The organism is Nocardia mexicana NBRC 108244 (assembly GCF_001613165.1).
Lineage (GTDB): Bacteria > Actinomycetota > Actinomycetes > Mycobacteriales > Mycobacteriaceae > Nocardia > Nocardia mexicana.
The window spans coordinates 15,004-34,678 of record NZ_BDBV01000107.1 but is presented as its reverse complement, the minus strand read 5'-3'; the positions used below and the strand labels follow the sequence as shown (position 1 = coordinate 34,678).

General features: G+C 69.4%; 19 protein-coding genes. 8 read left to right on the top strand and 11 right to left on the bottom strand.

Annotation, left to right across the window (positions count from 1 at the left end):
* Nucleotides 1–29 precede the first annotated feature (29 nt).
* Both NM1_RS34610 and NM1_RS34605 read right to left on the bottom strand, forming a co-directional pair.
* A complete protein-coding gene (locus NM1_RS34610) occupies nucleotides 30–782 on the bottom strand; it encodes a lysophospholipid acyltransferase family protein (RefSeq protein WP_068030078.1) in 753 nt (250 codons plus the stop codon).
* 35 nt (nucleotides 783–817) lie between these two features.
* Nucleotides 818–1,600, bottom strand: coding sequence for a lysophospholipid acyltransferase family protein (locus NM1_RS34605; protein WP_068030076.1), 783 nt, complete (start codon nucleotides 1,598–1,600; stop codon nucleotides 818–820).
* A 90-nt stretch (nucleotides 1,601–1,690) separates the two neighbouring features.
* Between NM1_RS34605 and NM1_RS34600 the strand changes: the two genes are divergently transcribed.
* Together NM1_RS34600 and NM1_RS34595 are read left to right on the top strand one after the other, a co-directional pair.
* Nucleotides 1,691–2,536, top strand: a complete 846-nt coding sequence (locus NM1_RS34600) for a hypothetical protein (RefSeq protein ID WP_068030072.1) — start codon at nucleotides 1,691–1,693, stop codon at nucleotides 2,534–2,536.
* A 138-nt stretch (nucleotides 2,537–2,674) separates the two neighbouring features.
* Nucleotides 2,675–4,213, top strand: a complete 1,539-nt coding sequence (locus tag NM1_RS34595) for a Rieske 2Fe-2S domain-containing protein (RefSeq protein WP_068030069.1) — start codon at nucleotides 2,675–2,677, stop codon at nucleotides 4,211–4,213.
* A gap of 46 nt (nucleotides 4,214–4,259) precedes the next feature.
* On the opposite strand, the gene NM1_RS34590 is transcribed toward NM1_RS34595, so the two are convergent.
* From NM1_RS34590 to serS, 6 genes are all read right to left on the bottom strand, one after another.
* Nucleotides 4,260–4,595 (bottom strand): BP74-related protein, encoded by a 336-nt coding sequence (locus tag NM1_RS34590; protein ID WP_068030064.1) that lies wholly within the window; start codon nucleotides 4,593–4,595, stop codon nucleotides 4,260–4,262.
* A 202-nt stretch (nucleotides 4,596–4,797) separates the two neighbouring features.
* Entirely contained in the window at nucleotides 4,798–5,787 is a 990-nt protein-coding gene (locus NM1_RS34585) for a MauE/DoxX family redox-associated membrane protein (RefSeq protein WP_068030062.1), read from the bottom strand.
* A gap of 139 nt (nucleotides 5,788–5,926) precedes the next feature.
* The gene (locus tag NM1_RS34580) at nucleotides 5,927–7,030 is read right to left on the bottom strand and encodes a Gfo/Idh/MocA family protein (protein WP_246011475.1); all 1,104 of its coding nucleotides are present in this window, start codon (nucleotides 7,028–7,030) and stop codon (nucleotides 5,927–5,929) included.
* A gap of 97 nt (nucleotides 7,031–7,127) precedes the next feature.
* Entirely contained in the window at nucleotides 7,128–8,114 is a 987-nt protein-coding gene (locus NM1_RS34575; protein WP_068030060.1) for a DMT family transporter, read from the bottom strand.
* Nucleotides 8,115–8,244: 130 nt separating this feature from the next.
* The gene (locus tag NM1_RS34570; RefSeq protein ID WP_246011474.1) at nucleotides 8,245–10,110 is read right to left on the bottom strand and encodes a putative bifunctional diguanylate cyclase/phosphodiesterase; all 1,866 of its coding nucleotides are present in this window, start codon (nucleotides 10,108–10,110) and stop codon (nucleotides 8,245–8,247) included.
* Between the two features lie 137 nt (nucleotides 10,111–10,247).
* Nucleotides 10,248–11,510 (bottom strand): serine--tRNA ligase, encoded by a 1,263-nt coding sequence (serS, locus tag NM1_RS34565; RefSeq protein WP_068030055.1) that lies wholly within the window; start codon nucleotides 11,508–11,510, stop codon nucleotides 10,248–10,250.
* A gap of 86 nt (nucleotides 11,511–11,596) precedes the next feature.
* On the opposite strand from serS, the gene NM1_RS34560 reads away from it, so the two are divergent.
* From NM1_RS34560 to NM1_RS34535, 6 genes are all read left to right on the top strand, one after another.
* Nucleotides 11,597–13,294 (top strand): aldehyde dehydrogenase family protein, encoded by a 1,698-nt coding sequence (locus NM1_RS34560; protein ID WP_068030052.1) that lies wholly within the window; start codon nucleotides 11,597–11,599, stop codon nucleotides 13,292–13,294.
* A gap of 150 nt (nucleotides 13,295–13,444) precedes the next feature.
* Nucleotides 13,445–14,575: a septum formation family protein gene (locus NM1_RS34555; RefSeq protein ID WP_084520320.1), complete on the top strand. Its 1,131-nt coding sequence runs from the start codon at nucleotides 13,445–13,447 to the stop codon at nucleotides 14,573–14,575.
* A 22-nt stretch (nucleotides 14,576–14,597) separates the two neighbouring features.
* On the top strand, nucleotides 14,598–14,951 hold the full coding sequence (locus NM1_RS34550) for a metallopeptidase family protein (protein ID WP_068030049.1): 354 nt from the start codon (nucleotides 14,598–14,600) through the stop codon (nucleotides 14,949–14,951).
* A gap of 249 nt (nucleotides 14,952–15,200) precedes the next feature.
* Nucleotides 15,201–15,515: a PE family protein gene (locus NM1_RS34545; RefSeq protein WP_068030046.1), complete on the top strand. Its 315-nt coding sequence runs from the start codon at nucleotides 15,201–15,203 to the stop codon at nucleotides 15,513–15,515.
* Nucleotides 15,516–15,559: 44 nt separating this feature from the next.
* Nucleotides 15,560–16,729, top strand: coding sequence for a PPE domain-containing protein (locus NM1_RS34540; RefSeq protein ID WP_068030044.1), 1,170 nt, complete (start codon nucleotides 15,560–15,562; stop codon nucleotides 16,727–16,729).
* Nucleotides 16,726–17,562 carry an ESX secretion-associated protein EspG gene (locus NM1_RS34535; protein ID WP_084520319.1) on the top strand — a complete coding sequence of 279 codons (837 nt, stop codon included), beginning with the start codon at nucleotides 16,726–16,728 and terminating at the stop codon, nucleotides 17,560–17,562. The genes NM1_RS34540 and NM1_RS34535 overlap by 4 nt, the downstream gene beginning before the upstream one ends.
* Before the next feature lie 12 nt (nucleotides 17,563–17,574).
* Here NM1_RS34535 and NM1_RS34530 read toward each other — a convergent pair whose 3' ends face one another.
* From NM1_RS34530 to NM1_RS34520, 3 genes are read right to left on the bottom strand one after another with little or no spacing between them, the layout of a single operon-like run.
* Nucleotides 17,575–18,255: a histidine phosphatase family protein gene (locus NM1_RS34530; protein ID WP_068030038.1), complete on the bottom strand. Its 681-nt coding sequence runs from the start codon at nucleotides 18,253–18,255 to the stop codon at nucleotides 17,575–17,577.
* The gene (gene pheA, locus NM1_RS34525; protein WP_068030035.1) at nucleotides 18,252–19,172 is read right to left on the bottom strand and encodes a prephenate dehydratase; all 921 of its coding nucleotides are present in this window, start codon (nucleotides 19,170–19,172) and stop codon (nucleotides 18,252–18,254) included. Before pheA ends, NM1_RS34530 begins: the two co-directional genes overlap by 4 nt.
* Nucleotides 19,173–19,182: 10 nt before the next feature.
* Nucleotides 19,183–19,641 carry a hypothetical protein gene (locus tag NM1_RS34520; RefSeq protein WP_068030032.1) on the bottom strand — a complete coding sequence of 153 codons (459 nt, stop codon included), beginning with the start codon at nucleotides 19,639–19,641 and terminating at the stop codon, nucleotides 19,183–19,185.
* Between the last annotated feature and the right edge of the window lie 34 nt (nucleotides 19,642–19,675).

Genomic DNA, 19,675 nt, shown 5'->3' with positions numbered 1-19,675 from the left:
GCGGCCGGGCCGATGCCACGTCCCCGCGCTCAGGCGCCGCGGGCCTCGCGCTTGGCCCGCCGTCGCGCCAGCTCCTCCTGCTCCAGCACCGCCGCTTGTTCCATGGTGGGCGCGCCGCCGCCGAGACGTGCGGGCACCCAGCGCGCCCCCTCGGGCATCTCGTAGCCTTGCTGCGCCTGGTCGAGCAGTTGCTCCATGCTCGAACGCAATTCGGCGGTGAGGTCCTCGGCGGGCTCTCGGACCGGGATGGGCGCGCCGATGCGGATGTGGATCGGGAAGTTGTGCCGCCCCAACCGTTTCGGGATGTCCTTGGTCCAGACGCGCTGCGCGCCCCAGATCGTCATCGGCACGATCGGGGCGCCGGAGTCGATCGCCATCCGGGCCGCACCCGACTTGAACTCCTTCAGTTCGAAACTGCGACTGATGGTGGCCTCGGGGTAGACCACCACGATCTCGCCGTCCCGCAGCGCCGCGACCGCGCGCTCGAAGGATTCGTGACCGGCGCTGCGATCCACGCCGATCGCCTTGCAGTGCTTCATGAGCCAGCCGACGATGCCGTGTTCCAGCTCGGCCTTCATCATGTAGCGCACATTGCGGCCCGATTTGCGGCCCACCAGACCGACTTCCATGAAATCCAGGTACGCCGTGTGGTTCACGGCCAGCACGGCCCCGCCGGTGCGCGGAATATGTTCCTGCCCCGCGATATCGATGCGCAGGCCCTGCGCCCAGAACATCGTGCGGACCAGACCGGTGAGGACGTCGAAGACGGGCTCTCGCGCCATACTCTCGAAACTCCTGTACTGCCGCGGCCTTTCGGCTACTGCGTCGCGTCACCCGTGGCCGAGCGCCGCGCCGCCTTCTCGGCGGCCTCCGCGGCATCCATCGCATCGGCCTCCTCCAGCGTCGGGGCGCTGCCGCCGAGGCGGGCGGGCACCCAGTATGCGCCCGGCTCGTGCACGTAGTCCCGCTGCAGATCCCGCAGCATCTCCTGCATCGTCGAGCGCAGCTGCCGGGTCAGCTCGGCGGCGGGCTCGGCGATACTGCCCGATTCCACGGCGGGCGGCTGGATGGGCTTGCCGACCGCGATGAAGATCGGAGTATTGGTGCGCCCCAGACGCTTCGGGAAACCCTTCGTCCACACCCGCTGCGCACCCCAGATGGTCATCGGGATCAGCGGCACCCCGGCCTCGATAGCCATCCGCGCGGCGCCCGACTTGAACTCCTTGATCTCGAAACTGCGGCTGATGGTGGCCTCGGGATAGACACCCACGAGCTCACCCCGCCGCAGATAGTCGAGCGCGGCCTTGTAGGAGTCCGCGCCCGCCGACCGGTCCACCGGAATGTGCTCGAGCGCTCGCATGATCGGACCGGAGATCTTGTCGTCGAAGACCTCCTTCTTCGCCATGAACCGGATGTAGCGCTTCGGCGTCCGCACCGGTAGCCCGGCGTAGGTGAAGTCCATGTATCCGGTGTGATTGATCGCAATGACGGCACCACCGGTCGCGGGGATGTTCTCATCCCCTCTGACCTCGAATTTCAGTCCCTGCGCGAAGAAGACGGTGCGGGCCAGGCCGATGATCGTCCGGTAGACGGGTTCCACAATTCAGCTAGCGTAGTCGCAGTCACATTCGCGCCCTCCATCGCACGCGTAGGAAAGAGGTTTGCCGCAGTGAAATGCCCTCGACCAGCATTGCGTACCCGACGCACCCGGCCCCGTCGCGGGACGCTACTCGGGAGCCTCGCGCTGCTGGCCGCCGCGGCCGTGGCCGGATGCGATTCGCGGGTCGGCATCGAGGGCACCGACTACGACTCCGGGACCGAGACCAGCTCGACGGCAGCGGCGACCTCGGCCGCACCGGCGCGGGAGGTGGCGGTCACCGTATCGCTGGAGTCCCCGGACCCCGAGGCGGCCGACGCCCTCACCCGATTCGCGATCGACCTGCAGGAACTGCCCGGGCCGCAGCTGGTGGACAAGTGCTGGACAATGGCGCCGCGCAATGTGGAGTCGATGTACGCCGACAAGCAGGCCATCGTGCTCGCGCTCGCCCAGCCCGGCGTGGACGACGGCACCGCCATCACCTGGCAGGGCCCGGCCGCCCCGAACCGCGCCGGGGTCACCCTCGTCGCGCAGCGCGCCGATATCGCCACGGGCTATGCCTGCCCGCGGGTCTACCCCACCGGCACCGATACCGCGTTCAACGACGCCGACGCCCGCCACACCGTCCGCCGGTACCTTTCCCGCAGCGTCGGCCGGCCGCTGAATGCGGCCGATCGCGAGGACACCCACCCCCTGATCTGCGACGCCGCCTGGGATCCCACCGGTAGCGGCCGCACCGCCGCGGCGCCCCTGACGATCAACCCGGACAAGCTCACCGGCGTGCGATCCTTCGTCGACCAGTCGATCACGTCCAAACCGCTGCGCGGGAACTATCTCTCGGCCTCGGCACCGGTCACCACCGCCGCCGGGACGCAGGAGCGGACATTCACCCTGCGGCTCACCGACCAGGGCTACTGCCTCGGCGACGTCTCCGGGTAGCGCGGCGCCCGCGGCGCCGAAAACGACCTAATCGGACACTGCGGCGGCGGCGTGCGCGACCGCCCGGGGACCCTCGAGCGCCGCCGACGCGGCACGGCTACCCTGGGTGGCTGATAACGGTTCAGGAGGGACTTCTTCGTGCAGATCACCAGCGTCGGACACGCCGGATTTCACATCCGTACCCCGGCCGGGACGATCCTCTGCGATCCGTGGGTCAACCCGGCGTACTTCGGTTCGTGGTTCCCGTTTCCGGACAACACCCGGCTCGACTGGGACGAGCTGGGGAACTGCGATTTCCTGTACGTCTCGCACCTGCACCGCGACCACTTCGACGCGAAGAACCTGGCCGAGCGCATCAACAAGGACGCCACGGTCCTGCTGCCCGACTATCCGGTTCCGGACCTGAAGCGCGAGCTGGAGAAGCTGGGTTTCCACAAGTTCTTCGAGACCGAGGATTCGGTCAAGCACACCGTGACCGGGCCGGGCGGCGACCTGGACGTCATGATCATCGCGCTGCGCGCGCCCGCGGACGGCCCGATCGGCGACTCCGGTCTGGTGGTGTCCGACGGCGAGACCGTGTGCTTCAACATGAACGACGCCCGGCCGGTCGATATGGACGTGCTGCACGACCAGTTCGGCCACGTCGACATCCACCTGCTGCAGTACTCCGGCGCCATCTGGTACCCGATGGTCTACGACATCCCGAAGCGGACGAAGTCGAACTTCGGCAAGCAGAAGCGCCAGCGCGGCATGGACCGGGCGCGCAGCTATATCGAGCAGGTCGGGGCGACCTGGGTGGTCCCGTCGGCGGGCCCGCCGGTGTTCCTGGACGACGAGCTGCGCTACCTGAACGACGACCACGGCGACGAGGGCAACATCTTCCCCGACCAGATGGTGTTCCTGGAGCAGATGCGCATCCACGGCAATGCCGGTGGCGTGCTGATGATCCCGGGTTCGGTCGCCGATGTACGCGGCGCCGAGCTGGAGCTGACCCATCCGTTCGATCCCGGCGAGATCTACGACGACAAGGCCGCCTACATCGAGCAGATGGCGCAGCGCATGGCGCCCGTGCTGGCGGCGGAGAAGGCCACCTGGGCCACCGGGGACGGCCCGCTGCTACCGCAGCTGAAGGAGCTGTTCGAGCCGATCATGGCGCAGAGCGACCTGATCTGCGACGGCATCGGCTACCCCGTCGGCCTGGTGCTGGGCGACGAGACCGTGGTGCTCGACTTCCCCAAGCGCGTGGTGCGCGGCCCGATCGAGGGAGAAGGCAAATACCGCTACGGTTTCCGCATCGATCCGCAGCTGGTACGCACCGTGCTGCGCGACGGCGAGCCCGACTGGGTGAACACCATCTTCCTGTCCACGCGATTCCAGGCGTGGCGCATCGGCGGGTACAACGAGTATCTCTACACGTTCTTCAAATGCCTCACCGACGAGCGCATCGCCTATGCCGACGGCTGGTTCTCCGAGGCGCACGACGATTCGGCCTCCTGCGAGATCGCCGGGTGGGAGGTGCAGCGCCGCTGCCCGCACCTGAAGGCGGATCTGTCGAAGTTCGGTGTGGTGGAAGGCAATACGCTCACCTGCAACCTGCACGGCTGGCAGTGGGACCTGGAGAGCGGGCGGTGCAAGACCTCCAAGGGCCACGAGCTGCGCTCGCGCAAGCTGGTCTGAGCACGGCACTCCGGCCGGGGTGCACCGGCCGGAGCGACACGGCCGGTCAGGTGAGTTCGCGGGTCAGCCTCGACGACCACGGGCACCAGAAGCAACCGGGCAGGAACGCGCCGCACGCCTCGTCGAGATGGTCTTCGACGTAGGTGATGCTGGCATCACACACCTCGATGGCCACGGTGAAGAAGGTGACGGTGTCCGGATCGAGATGGAAGCTCCACCCCGGGTTGTAGTCGGCGGTCTGCTTGCGAATTCTGCCCATGACGTGGACGGACATCTGTTCCTCGCCGGACAGGATCCGGCGCGCTTCCGCGATGCGCTGCTCGTTGGTCAGCCGGATGACGAATTCCTTGCCGGAGTAGTCGGTGAATGCAAAGTCCGCCATGATCTTTCACCTCGATGAGTGGCGAAGGGGTAGGGGTGCGCGCCGTTGCAAATCGATGGTAATCGCGCGAATCTACGGGTCCGATCGAAATCGATTGTGCGGCAGTAAAATTGAAGAACCACCCCGTATGAATCCCCGAAACGGCGGCCGGATGATCGAGTCCGCGGCGGAACCGACCGTCATACCGGTTGCGCCGCCGTAATTACTGTCGCGCAGCGGATTTCACCCCCACGATCAGCTCCCGGACGGCCATCGCACCACGTGCCACCGGCGCCGCCACCCGACCCTCGCGCCCGATCAGTACCGCCGACGGCGTGCCGCGAACCCGGTACCGCAACGCCGCCTCGTTCCCCTGCTGCACCAGGGCGGGAATCTCGCCCAGGCCCTGCTCCCGACCCCACCGGACATGGTCGCCGATGTCGCCGTTGCCGACCACGACGATCGTCAGCAGGTCGGCCGTTCGCGCATGCCATCTGGGCAGTTCCCGCGCGAGTGCCGCACACAGCTCACATCCCGGGTGCACGAACACCAGCAGCAGCTGCCGACCCCCGATCAGTAGCTGCGCCAGGCCGATCCGCTCACCCGCCGCGTCCAGCAGCTCGAACTCCGGGGCCACCGCGCCCACGGGCAGCCCCTCCGCGCCCAGGGTCGACAGGGCCTGCTCGTCCACCCGCCGTCGCAGCGCCCGGACCTCCCCCAGGACCCACACCAGCGCGGCGACCAACACGGCGACGGCCGCCATGCCGACGGTGCGATCGACCGGCAGTGCGCCCGGCACCTCGGGATATGCGAGCGAACCCCAGCCCACGAGGACGGCCAGCAACATCAACAGACCATTGCGCAGGACCGTACGACCGCCGATCGGCGCAGTGCTCGCCGCCCCGAAACACGAACAGGGCGGACGCTTTCCGCCCCGGATCAGCCTGATGACCAGCACGGTGAACATCGTCAGCAGGACCAGCGCGACTGCGGCTGCCGCAGCGGACGTCCAAGGCGGCACCATCGCCGCCGCCAGCACCGCCTCCACCAGAGGTAGCGCCGTCGCGACCGTGGGTGTCCAGCGCACCGGTACTCCGAACTCCCCCACCGCCTTCCGCGTCGCAATCGGATCCGCCAGCTTCGCCCAGGCCGACAACCCGAACACCGCGGCCAGCGCCAACCGCCCCACCCACACCAAGTATTCGATCAGCACAAGTGCACCGTCGCACATCGAGAAAGATCGAAAACCGTATCGACAGAACAAGTTTCGGCATCCTTACCAAAACTCGGGCTTGCGATGTGGATCCCGGCGAAAGCATGCCGGGATGACGAGGGAATGTGACGTCGGCGTACTAGCGGGTCGAGCCGTAGTGCGCGGAGGCTCGAGCCCGCTCCAGGATGCGTAGGGCCGCGACGGCGTCGTGTGGATCGACCGGGGGCGGGGCGCCGTCGAGCAGGGCATCGGCCACGGCGGTATAGAAGGCCGGATAGTCGCCCGGCTCGGTCGGGGTCGGGTGCGTGTCCCCTTCGGCGCCGAGCAAGCCCCAGCCCTCGGGTTCCACCGTGCCCCAAGGTTTTCCGGCCTCCGGGCGATCGCCCGCCCGCAGCGCGGCTTCCTGCGGATCCAACCCGTACGACACGTAGCCGCCGACGGAGCCGAGCACGCGAAAACGCGGGCCCAGTTGCGGGGCGACGGCACTCATCCACAGGTGTGACCGCACGCCGGAGACGTGCGTCAATGCCACGAAGGCATCGTCGTCGGCCTGCACACCGTCGCGGCGCGTATCCAGTTCGCAGTACACCTCGGCGACCGGGCCGAACAACGCCAGCGCCTGGTCGACCAGGTGACTGCCCAGGTCGTAGAGGATGCCCGCACCGTCGTCGACGCCGCCGACCTCCCGCCATCCGCCCTTGGTCACCGGCCGCCACCGTTCGAAACGGGATTCGAAACGCCGCACCTCGCCCAGGCCGCCGTCCGCGATCACTCGGCGGACCGTACGAAAGTCACTGTCCCAGCGCCGATTCTGGAACACCGTCAACAACAGTCCGGCCCGCTCGGCGGCATCGATCACCTGCTCACCCTCGGCGGACGTGAGCGCGAACGGTTTGTCCACGACCACTGGCAGTCCCGCGGCCAGCGCCCGCATCGCGAGCGGCGCGTGGGTGCGGTTGGGCGTCGCGACCACCACGAGATCGATCCCCGCCGGGTCCGCGAACACCTCCTCGGCGCCGGCCACCACCCGCACGCCCGGGTTCTCGGCACGTGCCTGCTCGGCCCGCTCACCGGACGACGTCACCACCGTCGCCACCCGCAGCCGCGGTTCGGCGGCGATCAGCGGCGCATGAAACACCGACCCGGCCAGCCCGTACCCGATCACCGCCACATTCAGTTCCCGCATGCCGTCCTTCCCGCCGTCCGTCGCATTGCCGCACACCATTCTCTCCGAGTCGATCATCGGCCCGGTCGCATCCGAGTGATCGACCCCATCGCACCGGCGCAGCACAACCCGGCAACGCCTACGCGCCCGGGCGGACAGGATCGGCCGCCGAACACTATTGCGAGCCCTGGACAGTTCCCGGCCGCCGAGCCGCGGCAACGACGGCCACCAGGGTCAGCAGGCAGCCCACGACCGCGGCGAACGACAATCCGGAGCCGGTCGGCAGGACGATGTCCAGCACCAGAGCGGCAAGGAGCTGCCCGGCGACCGAGGTGAGGCCGAGCAGCAGCACCCCGATCCACCGGACCACCGCCACGGCGAGCGCGATGAAGAAGACACCGATGACACCGCCGAGATAGAGCCACGGTTCGGTGGGAAACCGGTCCGGCCATCCGATGCGGGCGAGGACCAGCGACTCCACGACCAGCAGCCCGGCCACCCCGGTGGCGAAGTTGACCAGCGTGGCCGAGTAGGGACCGCCGACCACCCCGATCTGCCCGTTCATCGCCTGCTGCCAGGCCAGCCCGATGCCCGAGACCGCCGGGAGCACGATCAGCACCGCCGCGGGCACACCACCGAGCAGATCCCCCGCCGCGGACGCCGTGTGCTCGGCTCCGGACCCGCCGACGGCCGAGATCCCGACCGCGGCCAGGGCCAGGGCCGCACTTGCGGTGCGCAGCAGGGTCACCGGCGTGCGCCCACTCGGGCCCAGCCCCAGCCGATCCACCACCAGGCTGCTCGTCAGCTGCCCGGCAACTACCGCCACCGTGAACGCGGTAACCCCGATCACCGCCACCGTAAGCCCCTGGCACGCAACGAAGAACGCCCCGCACAGCCCGCCGAGCAGCTGCCACCACCGCAGCCCGCCGCTCGCGACCGCGCGCCACACCGCCCGCACCCCCGCGCGCAGCCGTCCACTCAGCACGAACGCGACACCCAGCACCACCAGGCCGGATCCGAAACTGATGACGGCCGCGGCGATCCCGTCCTGCAACCGCTCCCCCAGCGCGCCGTTCACCCGCCCCTGCACCGCCACACCGGCGCCGATACACAGGCCGCACCCCACACCGAGTTCTCTCCGCACCGCTTCGATTCTGCGCACCCGGCCACCACCACCCCCACGGCGGGTAGAAATCCCGGCGAATCACCACCGACCTCGAACACCGCGCAGAGCGCTCCATGAACAGCACTTCACACATCGACACTCGCGCCGACCACTCGGCGCAATCCACTCAGTTCTTGCCGAGAGTCCCCGTGTCGTAACCGTTCTCGACCGGGATCCAGCCCTTGGCGGCGAAGTCTCGGTCCGACGTCCCGGCGCCGACCAGCCCGCGCTGCTCGTTGAGGTCGCTGATCAGCTCCGACACCGGATGCGAGTCGCTGTAGTGATAACCCTGAGCCAGCGCGAAACCGAGTTCCGTGAGCACGGCGGCCTGGTACTCGGTCTCCACGCCCTCGGCGATGACCTGCAGATCGAGCGATTTGCTCAGCGCGGCAATGACACCCAGCAGCGGCGGGGCGGGAGTGCCGGAACGGATGGCCGCCACGAACGACTGGTCGACCTTCAGAATGTCGCTGGGGATGGTCGCGAGGCGGCTCAGCGAGGAGTAGCCGGTGCCGAAATCGTCGATGGCGATGCGCACACCCCGCTCCCGCAGCGTGTGCAGATTCGCGATGGCGGTCTGCGATTCGGCGGCCAATTCGCTCTCGGTGACCTCCAGCACCAGCTGATCCGAGGGCCAGCCGGTATCGGCCAGAATGCCGGAAACCCGGTCGGCGTAATCGGATTCGGCCAGCTCCAGTCCGCTGACATTGACGTTCAGGGTGAGGTCGAGCTGGGCGAAGGTCTCCTGCAGCCGGGCGGCGTCGGCGCAGGCGCGGCGCAGCACCAGCTCGTCCAGATCGGAGATCAGGTCGTATTCCTCGGCCACCCGGATCAGGCCCTCGGTGGTGACATCGGGCTGCGCGTTCGACGACCAGCGCAGCAGCGCCTCCACCCCGACGGCCTTGCTGCCGCCCTCGGTGAGGCTCACGATCGGCTGGTAGTGCACATCCAGCGCGCCCTTGTCGATGGCCTCGCGCAGCTCCACGGCCAGCGGCAGCTGCCGCGACGACTCCAGCACGGTGCGGTTGCGCCCGGCCTGCTTGGCCCGGTATAGCCCCACATCCGCCCGGCTGACCAGCAACGATCCGGATTCGCCGGGCTGCCAGGAGGTGACTCCCGCCGAACATCCGGTCGTGACCGCGGCCCGTAGCTGTTCGGTGAGCAGGATCGCGGCCTGCTCGGTGGTATTGGGCAGCAGCAGCGCGAAGGCGTCGCCGCCGTAGCGGGCCAGCCGCTGGTCCGGCTCGAGCAGTTTCTGCCAGGTGTCGGCCACCCGCTGCAGGACCGCGTCGCCCGCGCGATGCCCGAGATGATCGTTGATCTTCTGGAAGCGGTCCAGGTCCACCAGCACCAGCGCCAGTCCCTGGCCGGTGCGGGTGGCGTGCGCGATCGCGGAATTCAGGGCGCGGTCGAAGCCGCGACGGTTCAGCAGGCCGGTGAGCACATCGATATCGGCGTCGGACGCCATCCGGGTCAGAATTCCGACGACGATGCCCGCGCCGACCGTCACCCCGGCCGGGATCATGCCCGACCACCACGGCAGTCCGCGCGAGGGCACCACCCACAGGCACAGCAGCACGGCGAACAGCACATGCGCCGCAACCCATTGCCAGCCAAAGAAAATCGCCGCATCGCAGGCGACGAACACGTAGAACGCGGCCAGGCTGATCCCGCCGACGGTGTTGGGGAACCAGTGCACCGCGATCGTCACCAGGATCGTCGCCACCGCGACGTAGATGTGGTGCACCGAATGCGGCAGCCGCGGACCCCAGATCAGCAGACTGACCCCCAGCAGCAGGGCGACCGCCGCCGCGGCGCCCACCAGCGGCCGATTTCCCTCGTCACCCGGGGCGATGGCGGTGATCAGCAGGCCGAGCACGCCACCCATCACGTAGAACGCACCGGTGGTCCGAGCCATCACCATTGCAGTTGCCAGCGCCGATGCCGTCCGCACCCGCGTGCGGGTATCGCCGCGAGACCCGATTCCTCGCACGCTGCCTAGCCTAGACACAGTTGTCCCGTGCAGTAGTCACATCGGCAGGAATCGGCTGGCAAAGTCTTCGATTTCCGTGTTCGCGGCGCACGTGCGAGTGCACGTGCGCGAATCTACCCACTGTGGCGAATCCTTGGCTACCGCAACGGTTCCAGGACCTCGCGGCCGACGAACGGCACCAGCGCCGACGGCACCCGCACCGATCCGTCGGCCTGCTGATGGTTCTCGAGCAGCGCGACGATCCAGCGCGTGGTGGCCAGGGTTCCGTTGAGCGTCGCCGCGATCTGCGGCTTGCCGTTGTCGTCGCGGTAGCGCACCGACAGCCGCCGCGCCTGGAACGTGGTGCAGTTCGAGGTGGAGGTGAGCTCGCGGTAGGTCCGCTGGCTGGGTACCCATGCCTCGCAATCGAATTTGCGCGCGGCCGAACTGCCCAGATCGCCCGCGGCGACATCGATCACCCGGTACGGCACCTCGATCGCGGCGAGCATGTCCTGCTCCCAGCCCAGCAGCCGCCGGTGCTCGGCGTCGGCCTCCTCGGGCTTGCAGTAGACGAACATCTCGACCTTGTCGAACTGGTGCACCCGGATGATGCCGCGGGTGTCCTTGCCGTAGCTGCCGGCCTCCCGCCGGAAACACGACGACCACCCGGCATAGCGCTTGGGCCCGGCGGCGAGGTCGAGGATCTCGCCCGAGTGGTAGCCCGCCAGCGGCACCTCCGAGGTGCCGACCAGGTACAGCTCGTCCTCCTCGAGGTGGTAGATCTCGGCGGCGTGCTGGCCCAGGAATCCGGTGCCCGCCATGATCTCCGGGCGCACCAGCACCGGCGGGATCATCATGGTGAACCCGTTGGCGGTCGCCCGCTGCGCCGCCAGTTGCAGCAGGCCCAGCTGCAGCAGGGCGCCGTAGCCGGTGAGGAAGTAGAACCGCGAGCCCGACACCTTGGCGCCGCGCTCCATATCGATCAGGCCGAGCGATTCGCCCAGTTCCAGGTGGTCTTTGACCGCGAAGTCGAATTCGGTTGGCGTGCCGATGGTCTCGAGCAGGACGTAATCGTCCTCGCCGCCGGCCGGGGCGCCCTCCTGCACGACGTTGGACAGGGCGCGCTGCGCGGTGTCCAGCTCGGCGTCGGCGGCGTGCTCGGCCGCCTCGGCCTCCTTCACCTTCGCCGCCAGCTCCTGCCCGTGCGTCAGCAGCGCGGGACGCTCCTCCGGGGAGGCCTTGCCGACCTTCTTGCCCAGCGCCTTCTGCTCGGCGCGCAGATTGTCGGCGGTCGCGACCGCGGCCCGGCGGGCGGCGTCGGCCTCGAGCAGTGCGTCCACCAGCGCCGGATCCTCGCCGCGGGCCCGCTGGGAGGCGCGGACCGCGTCCGGATCGTCACGCAGGAATCGGAGGTCGATCATGCAGTGATCCTATTCAGTGGCGCGAAGCGTCTCCGGATCGCCCCGTTTCGCACCGCGGCCGCCGTTGCGCGGCCCATAGTGGGATCGTGGGCACGACATTCGACACGTCCGTCATCGACGCCGCCCTCACCGAGCTGGGCGCCGGCGAAAAGAGCTGGGCACAAACACCATTACCCCGACGCCGCGCGCTCCTCGCGGAACTGCACACCCGAATCGGGCGGTACGCGGCCGACTGGGTCGCCGCTGCGCGCACGATCAAACAGCTGCCCGCCGACTCCCCGCTGCTCGGCGAGGAATGGATGTCGGGTCCGCTGGCCGTGCTGCAGGCCACCGACGCGCTGCAGCAGACCTTGGCGGTGCTCGAGGCCGGATACAGCCCGCTCGACGGGCTCGCCCTGTCCGCGGCGCCGGGCGAGCGGCTGGCGGTGCCGATCCTGCCGTTCGGCGGTTACGACCGCCTGTTGCTCAATGGCTTCCGTGGCGAGGTCTGGCTGCGGCCGGGCATCGATGCCGCGACCGCCCGCCGCGATGCCGGTCTGGCGCAACGGGATCCGGCCACCACCGCCGGTATCGGGGCGGTGCTCGGCGCGGGCAACATCACCTCGATCCCGCCCCTGGACGTGCTGACCGAGCTGTTCGCGCACAACCGGGTGGTGGCCCTGAAGCTCAACCCGATCACCGATCCGCTGCTGCCGGTGTTCGAGCAGGTCTTCGCCCCGTTCCTGGAGCTCGGCGCGCTGCGCATCGTCACCGGCGGGGCCGACGCGGGCGAATATCTGGTGCACCATCCCGCCGTCTCGCACGTGCACATGACCGGCAGCGCGCGCACCCACGACGCGGTCGTCTTCGGCGGCGGGGCAGGGGGCGCGGCCCGCAAGCAGGCCAAGGATCCCCTGCTCGACAAGCCGATCACGAGCGAACTCGGCGGGGTGTCCCCCGCGATCGTCGTGCCGGGCGAATGGTCCGACGCCGACCTGCGCTACCAGGCCGAGCACATCGCGACCCAGCGGCTGCACAACGGCGGCTACAACTGCGTCGCCACCCAGGTGGTGGTGCTGGACGCGCGATGGGCACAGAAGGACCGCTTCCTCGCCGAACTGCGCGACGCCCTGGACCGGGCACCGGGCCGACCCGCGTACTACCCCGGCAGCGACGCCCGGGTGGCCGAGGCCGTGGCCGCCTATCCCGCCGCCGAACGACGCGGCCCCGACCGCGGGCGGCTGCTGCTCGAGTCGGCCACCGGCCCGGCGCTGCGCACCGAGTACTTCGCCCCGGTACTCGGCGTGGTCGAGCTGCCCTACGAGGGCGGCGAATTCCTGCACCGGGCGGTCGAATTCGCCAACCACGAGCTCGCGGGCACGCTCGGCGCGAATGTGATCGTGCATCCGCGCACGCGGCGCCGGTTGGGCCTGGCGTTCGCCCACGCGATCGAGCGGCTGCACTACGGCACCGTCGCCGTCAACGCCTGGACCGCGCTGGCCTTCCTGGCGCCGCGCGCCACCTGGGGCGCGTTCCCCGGCCACACCCTCGACGACGTGCAGAGCGGGATCGGCGTCGTACACAACGCATTACTGCTCGCCGACGTCGAGCGGACCGTGGTGTCGGGCCCGTTCCGGCCGGCGCCCCGCGCACTGCTCGCGGGCGAGTTCGCGCTCGCCCCCACGCCACCCTGGTTCGTCGACAACCACACCGCCACCGAGACCGCCCGCAAGCTCACCGAGTTCTACGCCGCACCGAATCCTCGACTGCTGACGGGCATCTTCGCCTCCGCGCTGCGCGGCTGAACCGCCGTCGGCACCGCTCCCCGAGCGTGCCGCATCGGCTCGAAATCGCCCGTACCAGCGGCTGCGGCAGCGACCGTCGCGCCCGGCCCGGGGGACGGATCGGCCGAGGCTCGTGGCGGCTGCGAAACCGCGCTGTCATGATGGAGCGCGATGTCCACCGATGATGAGCCCCAGGCACCCGGCACCGAACCGTCCGGCGCCCCCGGTAAACCCGGGCGAGCGGCGTCGAGGCGGGCCGCGCGCAGCGCATCCGGCCGAGTGCACCTGCCCGCGCACAAGCTGCGCTGGGGCCTGCTCGCCGTCGCGGTCGGCGCGATCGTGGCCGCCCTGGTGACGATGTTCATCTCCGGCTTCCGCAGCTCGAACGGCCTGGAGGCACACGACCCCGCCTCCCCGCAGATCGGCGGGCGGGCGGGCACCGCGTTCGGCAGCGCGAAACCGGGCGACTGCCTGTCGTGGACCAACGCCAAGACGCTGGACCTGTCGAAGGTCAACTGCGCGGACAAGCACCTGTTCGAGGTCACCTCCGACATCGATCTGAGCCTGTACCCGGGCCGCGAATTCGGGCCGGGCTCACGGTTTCCGGACTCGCTGCGGTTCGCCGAGCTGCGCGACGAGCACTGCACGCCCGCCGCGGCCGCCTATCTCGGGGGGCGGCTGGACCCGCGCGGCCGGTACGTCGTGGGCATGATCAACCCGGGCGAACCCGGCTGGCGCAACGGTGACCGCACCATCCGCTGCGGACTGCAGCTGGTCAGCGCCACCGGCAACGCCACCCAGCAGACGGTGGGCCAGGTCCGCGACAGCGATCAGTCGCGGGTGTTCGAGTCCGGCACCTGCATCGGGATCAGCCAGGGGCTGCCCACCAACGAACCGGTCGACTGCGCCAAACCGCACGCCTACGAGGTGATGTCGGTGGTGGACCTGGGCACGCACTTCACCGGGGCTCCGCCGAACAACGCGGACCAGGACAAGTACATGCAGGACGAGTGCGCCCGCGCCTCGGACGAATATCTCGGCGGCCAGGACGCGCTGATCAACAAGACGCTCACCATCTTCTGGGACAACCTCGACACCCGCAGCTGGCTGGTCGGCAGTCACCGGCTGAGCTGTCTGGTCGGCAAGGGCACGCAGGACGGCTTCTCCACGATCACCGGATCGGTCAAGGGGGATGTACTCATCGACGGCCAGGCGCCGGTGCCGCCGCCGAACTCCGGCCGCTCCACCCCGTCGCCGCTCCCCGGCGCCCCGCCCGCGCCGATCCCGCCGCAGCCGCGGTAGATACCGGCTGGTGAGAGAACGAATGTCCGTTTCGATGTCCGACGACCGGTTCGAGGAGCTGGTCGGCGAAGCACTCGACATGATTCCGGAGGAGCTGGCTCGCGCCATCGACAATGTGGTGGTGCTGATCGAGCCCCGCAACGCCGAGGACCCCCACCTCCTCGGCCTCTACCACGGCATTGCGCTGACCGAACGGGTCGACAGCCAGTACGGCGGGGCGCTGCCGGACACGATCACGGTCTACCGCGAGGCCCTGCTCGACATGTGCGACAGCGAGGAAGAGGTGGTCGAGGAGGTGGCGATCACAGTGATTCACGAGATCGCGCACTACTTCGGTATCGATGAAAATCGCCTGCATCAGCTGGGATGGGGCTGACCCGGAATCGATGTGATTCATGCGGGAGTTCACTGCTCGGGGATTGACGAAGACCGCCCTCATCGGCTGGGATGGGGTTAATCTTGACCCGCGGAGCGGGTCAAGCCGCAAGAAACTTCGGATTCGAGGGAACCCGGCCGGGAGCCGTCGCGTCCTATCACTCGTAGGGGGAATTCTCGTGGTTCCACCGAAGGGCGGGCATGTGCCGGCTCTACCGCTGTATAGACACCACTAGAAGGAGTTCGAGTCATGCTTCTCGTCTCACCTGAAGCCATCCTCGCGGCCTCGGTCGAACTCGATCTACTCGCCGAGCGGCTCGCCGCCGCTTCCAGCCTGACGGCACCGGCAACCCATGTCATTCCCTCCGGCGTCGAGGAGGTCTCGCTGCTCGCCGCGGGTCACTTCAACCACGCCGCGGGCACCCACGACGGCGCGTCGGCCCAGGCGATCCTCGAGCTGCACCACGCCGCCAACACGCTCCGCATGCAGCTGGCGCAGTACATCGGCACCGACATGTTGCGTGCCGGCAGCGTCAACGCCGTCGGCGGCGCGATCCAGGCGTAATTCGGATACCACAGGGCTCGGACACACAAGGGGAGTAAAGAACCATGGTTGCAGGGATCACCGGAGCGATATGGGGGCTCCGACCCGCCGAAGTCAATTGCGCCACACTGCATTCGGGGGCACATGCGGTGCCGATCGTGGCGGCGAGCACGGCCTGGGGCGGGCTGTCCGCGGCCTGGGCCGAGGCCGGGGCCACCGTCGCGCGCGTGATGGCCGAGCTCGGTATCGGCATGGAGGGCATCAACGGTGTCGCGGCGCTGAGCAAGCTGACCGGCTTCCTCGGCTGGGCGGGACAGCAGACCACCATGGCGGCCACCATGAGCGCCAAGACGGCGGCCAACGCCACGGCCTACGGCGTCGCCGCCCTGGTGATGCCGAGCCCGCCGGAGATCGGGGCCACCAACGCCGCCGTGGCGGCCGCGCACACCCCACCCGGAATCGTCTCGGGCAGCTTCGCCGCGGCCGAGGCCGCGCGCGTCGCGATGGACACCCGCGCCGCCCTGGTGATGGAGACCTACGAGGCCGCCACCACGGCCCTGGTCACCACGCCCGGCGAGTTCCTGACCCCGCCGCCGGTCGCGGCAGGCGCCGGGTCCGCGCAGGGCGGTGAATCCGCGACCATGCAGGCCACGCCGAGCGATCCGCTGCAGGCCACGATCGCCGCAGCCCAGGGGCTCGCGAGCAACCCGTCCGTGGTGAGCGCCGCCACCCAGGCCGCGCAGTCGGCGGCGTCCATGGCCGGTACCGGGGTCACGACCGCCGGTAACGTCGCCGGTACCGCGATCTCCTCGGCGTTCAACGGCAGCACCGGCGTCCCGAGCTTCGCGGGCCCGATGATGGCGTCGGTCGGCGCGGTCGGCGGCACCGCCGCGGCCACCCGTGCCGTCTCGTTCTCCGGCGGTTCCGTCGGCATCGGCAGCAACGCGGGTTCGCTCAAGCTCCCCGACGGCTGGGGCGCGGGCGCGGCGATCGGCGGCGGCCCGGCCGCGACCACCGCGACCGCGGAGGCGACGGCCGCGAGCCAGGCGGGCGCACCTCCGGCCCGCACGAACAACGCCATGGGTAATCCGTTGCTCGGCAACCAGGCTCACAACGACGAGGAAGAGGACGAGCGTTCGGGTAACGACTACCTGCGCGGCGAGCACTTCGCCGAGGGCGGTGTCATCGCGCCCGGCGTCATCGGCGCGGACGCGTCCGCGGAGAGCACTAGGTGACGGTGCTCGGAGCGGGTAACGGGCCGTCCATGTTGGAGGCGGTCACGCTGTCGTTTCACGAGTTCCAGCTGCTGCAGGAGCGGCTGGAACTCACCGACATTCCGGTGGTGCTGAGCGCGAACCGGTACTACGAGAACAACGTCACCTACTCCGAGGCGATGTCCGCCGCGGCCGAATCACTCACCGATCGGGATCTGCTGCACGGTGACGCGGTCGCGCCGGAACTCGCGGATCGCATGCGGGTGCTGGACCGGCCGCACTGGGCACTGGAGATGCGCTGGATCGTCGGCGACGCGGTGAATCGGCTGTGCGTGGCCAAGGGCGACGACATGGAGGTCGTCGCCCTACGCGGGCCCGACTCCTTCGTCATCGACCAGTGCGGCCCCGACCTGCCGGGGACGGTGATCGCGGCGCTCGGCTCGCCCCCGGCGCTCGAGCTGTACGGCATGAACGCGCCGACCGAGGAGCTGGCCCCGATCCTGGGTGACACCGGTGACTCCGCCGCCACCGCGCGGCGCCTGGCGCAGGTCGGCAAGCCGGATCAGGACGCCACCACGCTGGCCGCGGCTCTGGTCGAGATCCAGTCCGCCGCGGAGATCGTCGGTGTCATCTACGGCGACGGCGAGCGGGATTTCTCGCCCAATCACGTGGCCGTCTTCGACACCCGCAACGGTCGCTTCCTGTCGACCACCAGCGTCTCCGACGACGACGTCAAATGGTCGTCGCTGAGCAGCGGCACCCCCGCCCGCCTCCGCGCCGCACTCGAGAACCTGATCGAATCCTTGCCACTGCGTGAGGATTTCAAGCCGAATCCGGGAGTGCTGGGCGGCTAGAGCACCTGGCCATTACCCCATCGGGTCGTCTGCCGTGGGTTCGGCATCGTATTCGAAGGGTGGGGTGTAGCGGCCCCACCGTACGCACTCCCAGCCCTGGAACTCCGGGCCACGGTAGCGCGGCAGCAATTCGATGGTCTCCGTGTTGTCCAGGTGGTTGTTGGTCGTGAACGGCGGTTCCACCCCGCCGATCGCCCGCGCCACCAAACGCATTGCGGCACCGTGACTGACGAGCAGGATGTCGCCGAGGCGATCGGCGCCGGGCGGCAGGAACTCCCGGCGAAGCCGTTCCAGTTCGGGCAGATACCGGTCCAGCACCTCCTGCCCGGTCTCGCCGCCGGGCAACCGCACCTGCAGTTCGCCCAGGTGCCAGGCGTGGTAGGCGTCCTGGAACATCCGGTGCGCCGCATCGGAATTCGCGCCCTCCAGCTCTCCGACCTGGACCTCGTACAGCCCTTCGATCACCTCGGCGGACACACCCGTCACCGATTCGATGTGACCGGCGGTCTGGCGCGCCCGCAACGCCGCCGAGCAGAACAACCGCCGCGGCGACGCCGCGAGATTGGCCGCGAACGATTTCGCCTGTGCCACACCGCGTTCGGTCAGGGCCAGGCCCGGCACGCGGGTATCGAGGATCTTCGCGACATTGCCCTCGGTTTCGCCGTGCCGCACCAGGACCAGCTTGTCACTCACAGATCCGCCACCCCCTTCTTCAAGTCTTCCAGCCAGGCCGCCGCGGGCTCGTCCGGCGGCGGCGTGCTGCCGCTGGGCGAACTCGCCGGCCACGAACCCAGGTAGCGGATCCGCCCGGCCGTTCGGTGCAGCGCCTTGAGCGCCTCGGCGACCGCGGTGTCGTCGACATGCCCGACGCAATCCAGATAGAAGCGATAGGTGCCCATTCCGGTACGGGTGGGCCGCGATTCGATGCGGGTGAGATCGACTCCGCGCGTGGCGAACTCCGCGAACACCCGCATCAGGGCACCCGGTTCGTTGGCCAGCTCCAACACCACCAGCGAGGTCCGGTCGGCGCCGGTGCGCGGCGGCGCCACCCGCGGCCTGGTCACCAGCACGAACCGGGTGACCGCCTGGTCGTGGTCGGCCACGCCGGAGGCCAGCACCGCCAGCCCCAGCCGCTCCCCGGCCAGCGTGGTCGACACCGCCGCCTCGGCGTGACCGCTCACCACATCCTCCGCGGCGGCGGCGTTGGACGACGAGGTGTACAGCCGTGCCTGCGGCATATGGTTCGACAGCCACACCCGCACCTGCGCCGCGGCGACCGGATAGGCGGCGAGGGTCCGCACCTGGTCCAGCGCCACACCCGGCCGGGCCACGATCGTGAAGGCCACATCCAGCTCGGTCTCGGCCACGATCTGCAGGCGCGGGCCGACGGCGAGCGCATCGAGCGTCGGCGATATCGACCCCTCCACCGAACTCTCGATGGGCACCACCGCACCGTCGACCTCGTCGGCCCGGATCAGTTCGAGCGCGGCGCCCTGGCTGGGTGCGGCGACGCGTTCGACCGGTCCGTCGAAGACGTTCGCGGACTCGAGCTTGACAAGGGCCATCTCGGTAAAGGTTCCCGACGGCCCGAAATAGGCGATACGCGGCACGGATACGACATTACCGAGGAGTCGGGGGTGGGCCGGGAGTTTGCGCGATGTCAGGGGCCAGCACCGCCAGGGTGCGAGCGACCTCGCGGGGGTTGTCCGACTCCACTGCCAGCAATACCTCGCGCAGCGCCTGCACGGCCGGGGGTTTGAGCCCGCGCAGGAATTCGATATCCGGATCGCGCAGCGCCGCCGCGATGTCCTCACCGCACAGCGCGGCGGCCGTGGCCGCGACCAGTGCCAGGGCCCGCTCCCCCGATGCGGCGCGGGCCACGAATCCGGTATCGGCGTGCGCGGCTCCGGCCAGAAAGGCCGCGACCTGCGAGTCCGGTGCCGCGCCGTCGAGCAGCGGCGCGTCGGACACCGCGGACGGCGCGCGGACCAGACCCTCCACCAGACCCACGGACGGTTTCGGCGGCACGCTCAGCGACACCAGGACCGGCTCGGCGGGCGGATTCGAATCATGCGGCACGTTTCCACCGTAGCGATCGCAACGCTTGCGCAAC

What these genes read in the sequence shown, in the direction of transcription:
- NM1_RS34610 (WP_068030078.1), bottom strand. Translation starts at nt 782, where the DNA reads ATGGCGCGAGAGCCCGTCTTCGACGTCCTCACCGGTCTGGTCCGCACG.
- NM1_RS34590 (WP_068030064.1), bottom strand. Translation starts at nt 4,595, where the DNA reads ATGGCGGACTTTGCATTCACCGACTACTCCGGCAAGGAATTCGTCATC.
- NM1_RS34580 (WP_246011475.1), bottom strand. Translation starts at nt 7,030, where the DNA reads ATGATCGACTCGGAGAGAATGGTGTGCGGCAATGCGACGGACGGCGGG.
- serS (WP_068030055.1), bottom strand. Translation starts at nt 11,510, where the DNA reads ATGATCGACCTCCGATTCCTGCGTGACGATCCGGACGCGGTCCGCGCC.
- NM1_RS34555 (WP_084520320.1), top strand. Translation starts at nt 13,445, where the DNA reads ATGTCCACCGATGATGAGCCCCAGGCACCCGGCACCGAACCGTCCGGC.
- NM1_RS34550 (WP_068030049.1), top strand. Translation starts at nt 14,598, where the DNA reads ATGTCCGTTTCGATGTCCGACGACCGGTTCGAGGAGCTGGTCGGCGAA.
- NM1_RS34545 (WP_068030046.1), top strand. Translation starts at nt 15,201, where the DNA reads ATGCTTCTCGTCTCACCTGAAGCCATCCTCGCGGCCTCGGTCGAACTC.
- NM1_RS34540 (WP_068030044.1), top strand. Translation starts at nt 15,560, where the DNA reads ATGGTTGCAGGGATCACCGGAGCGATATGGGGGCTCCGACCCGCCGAA.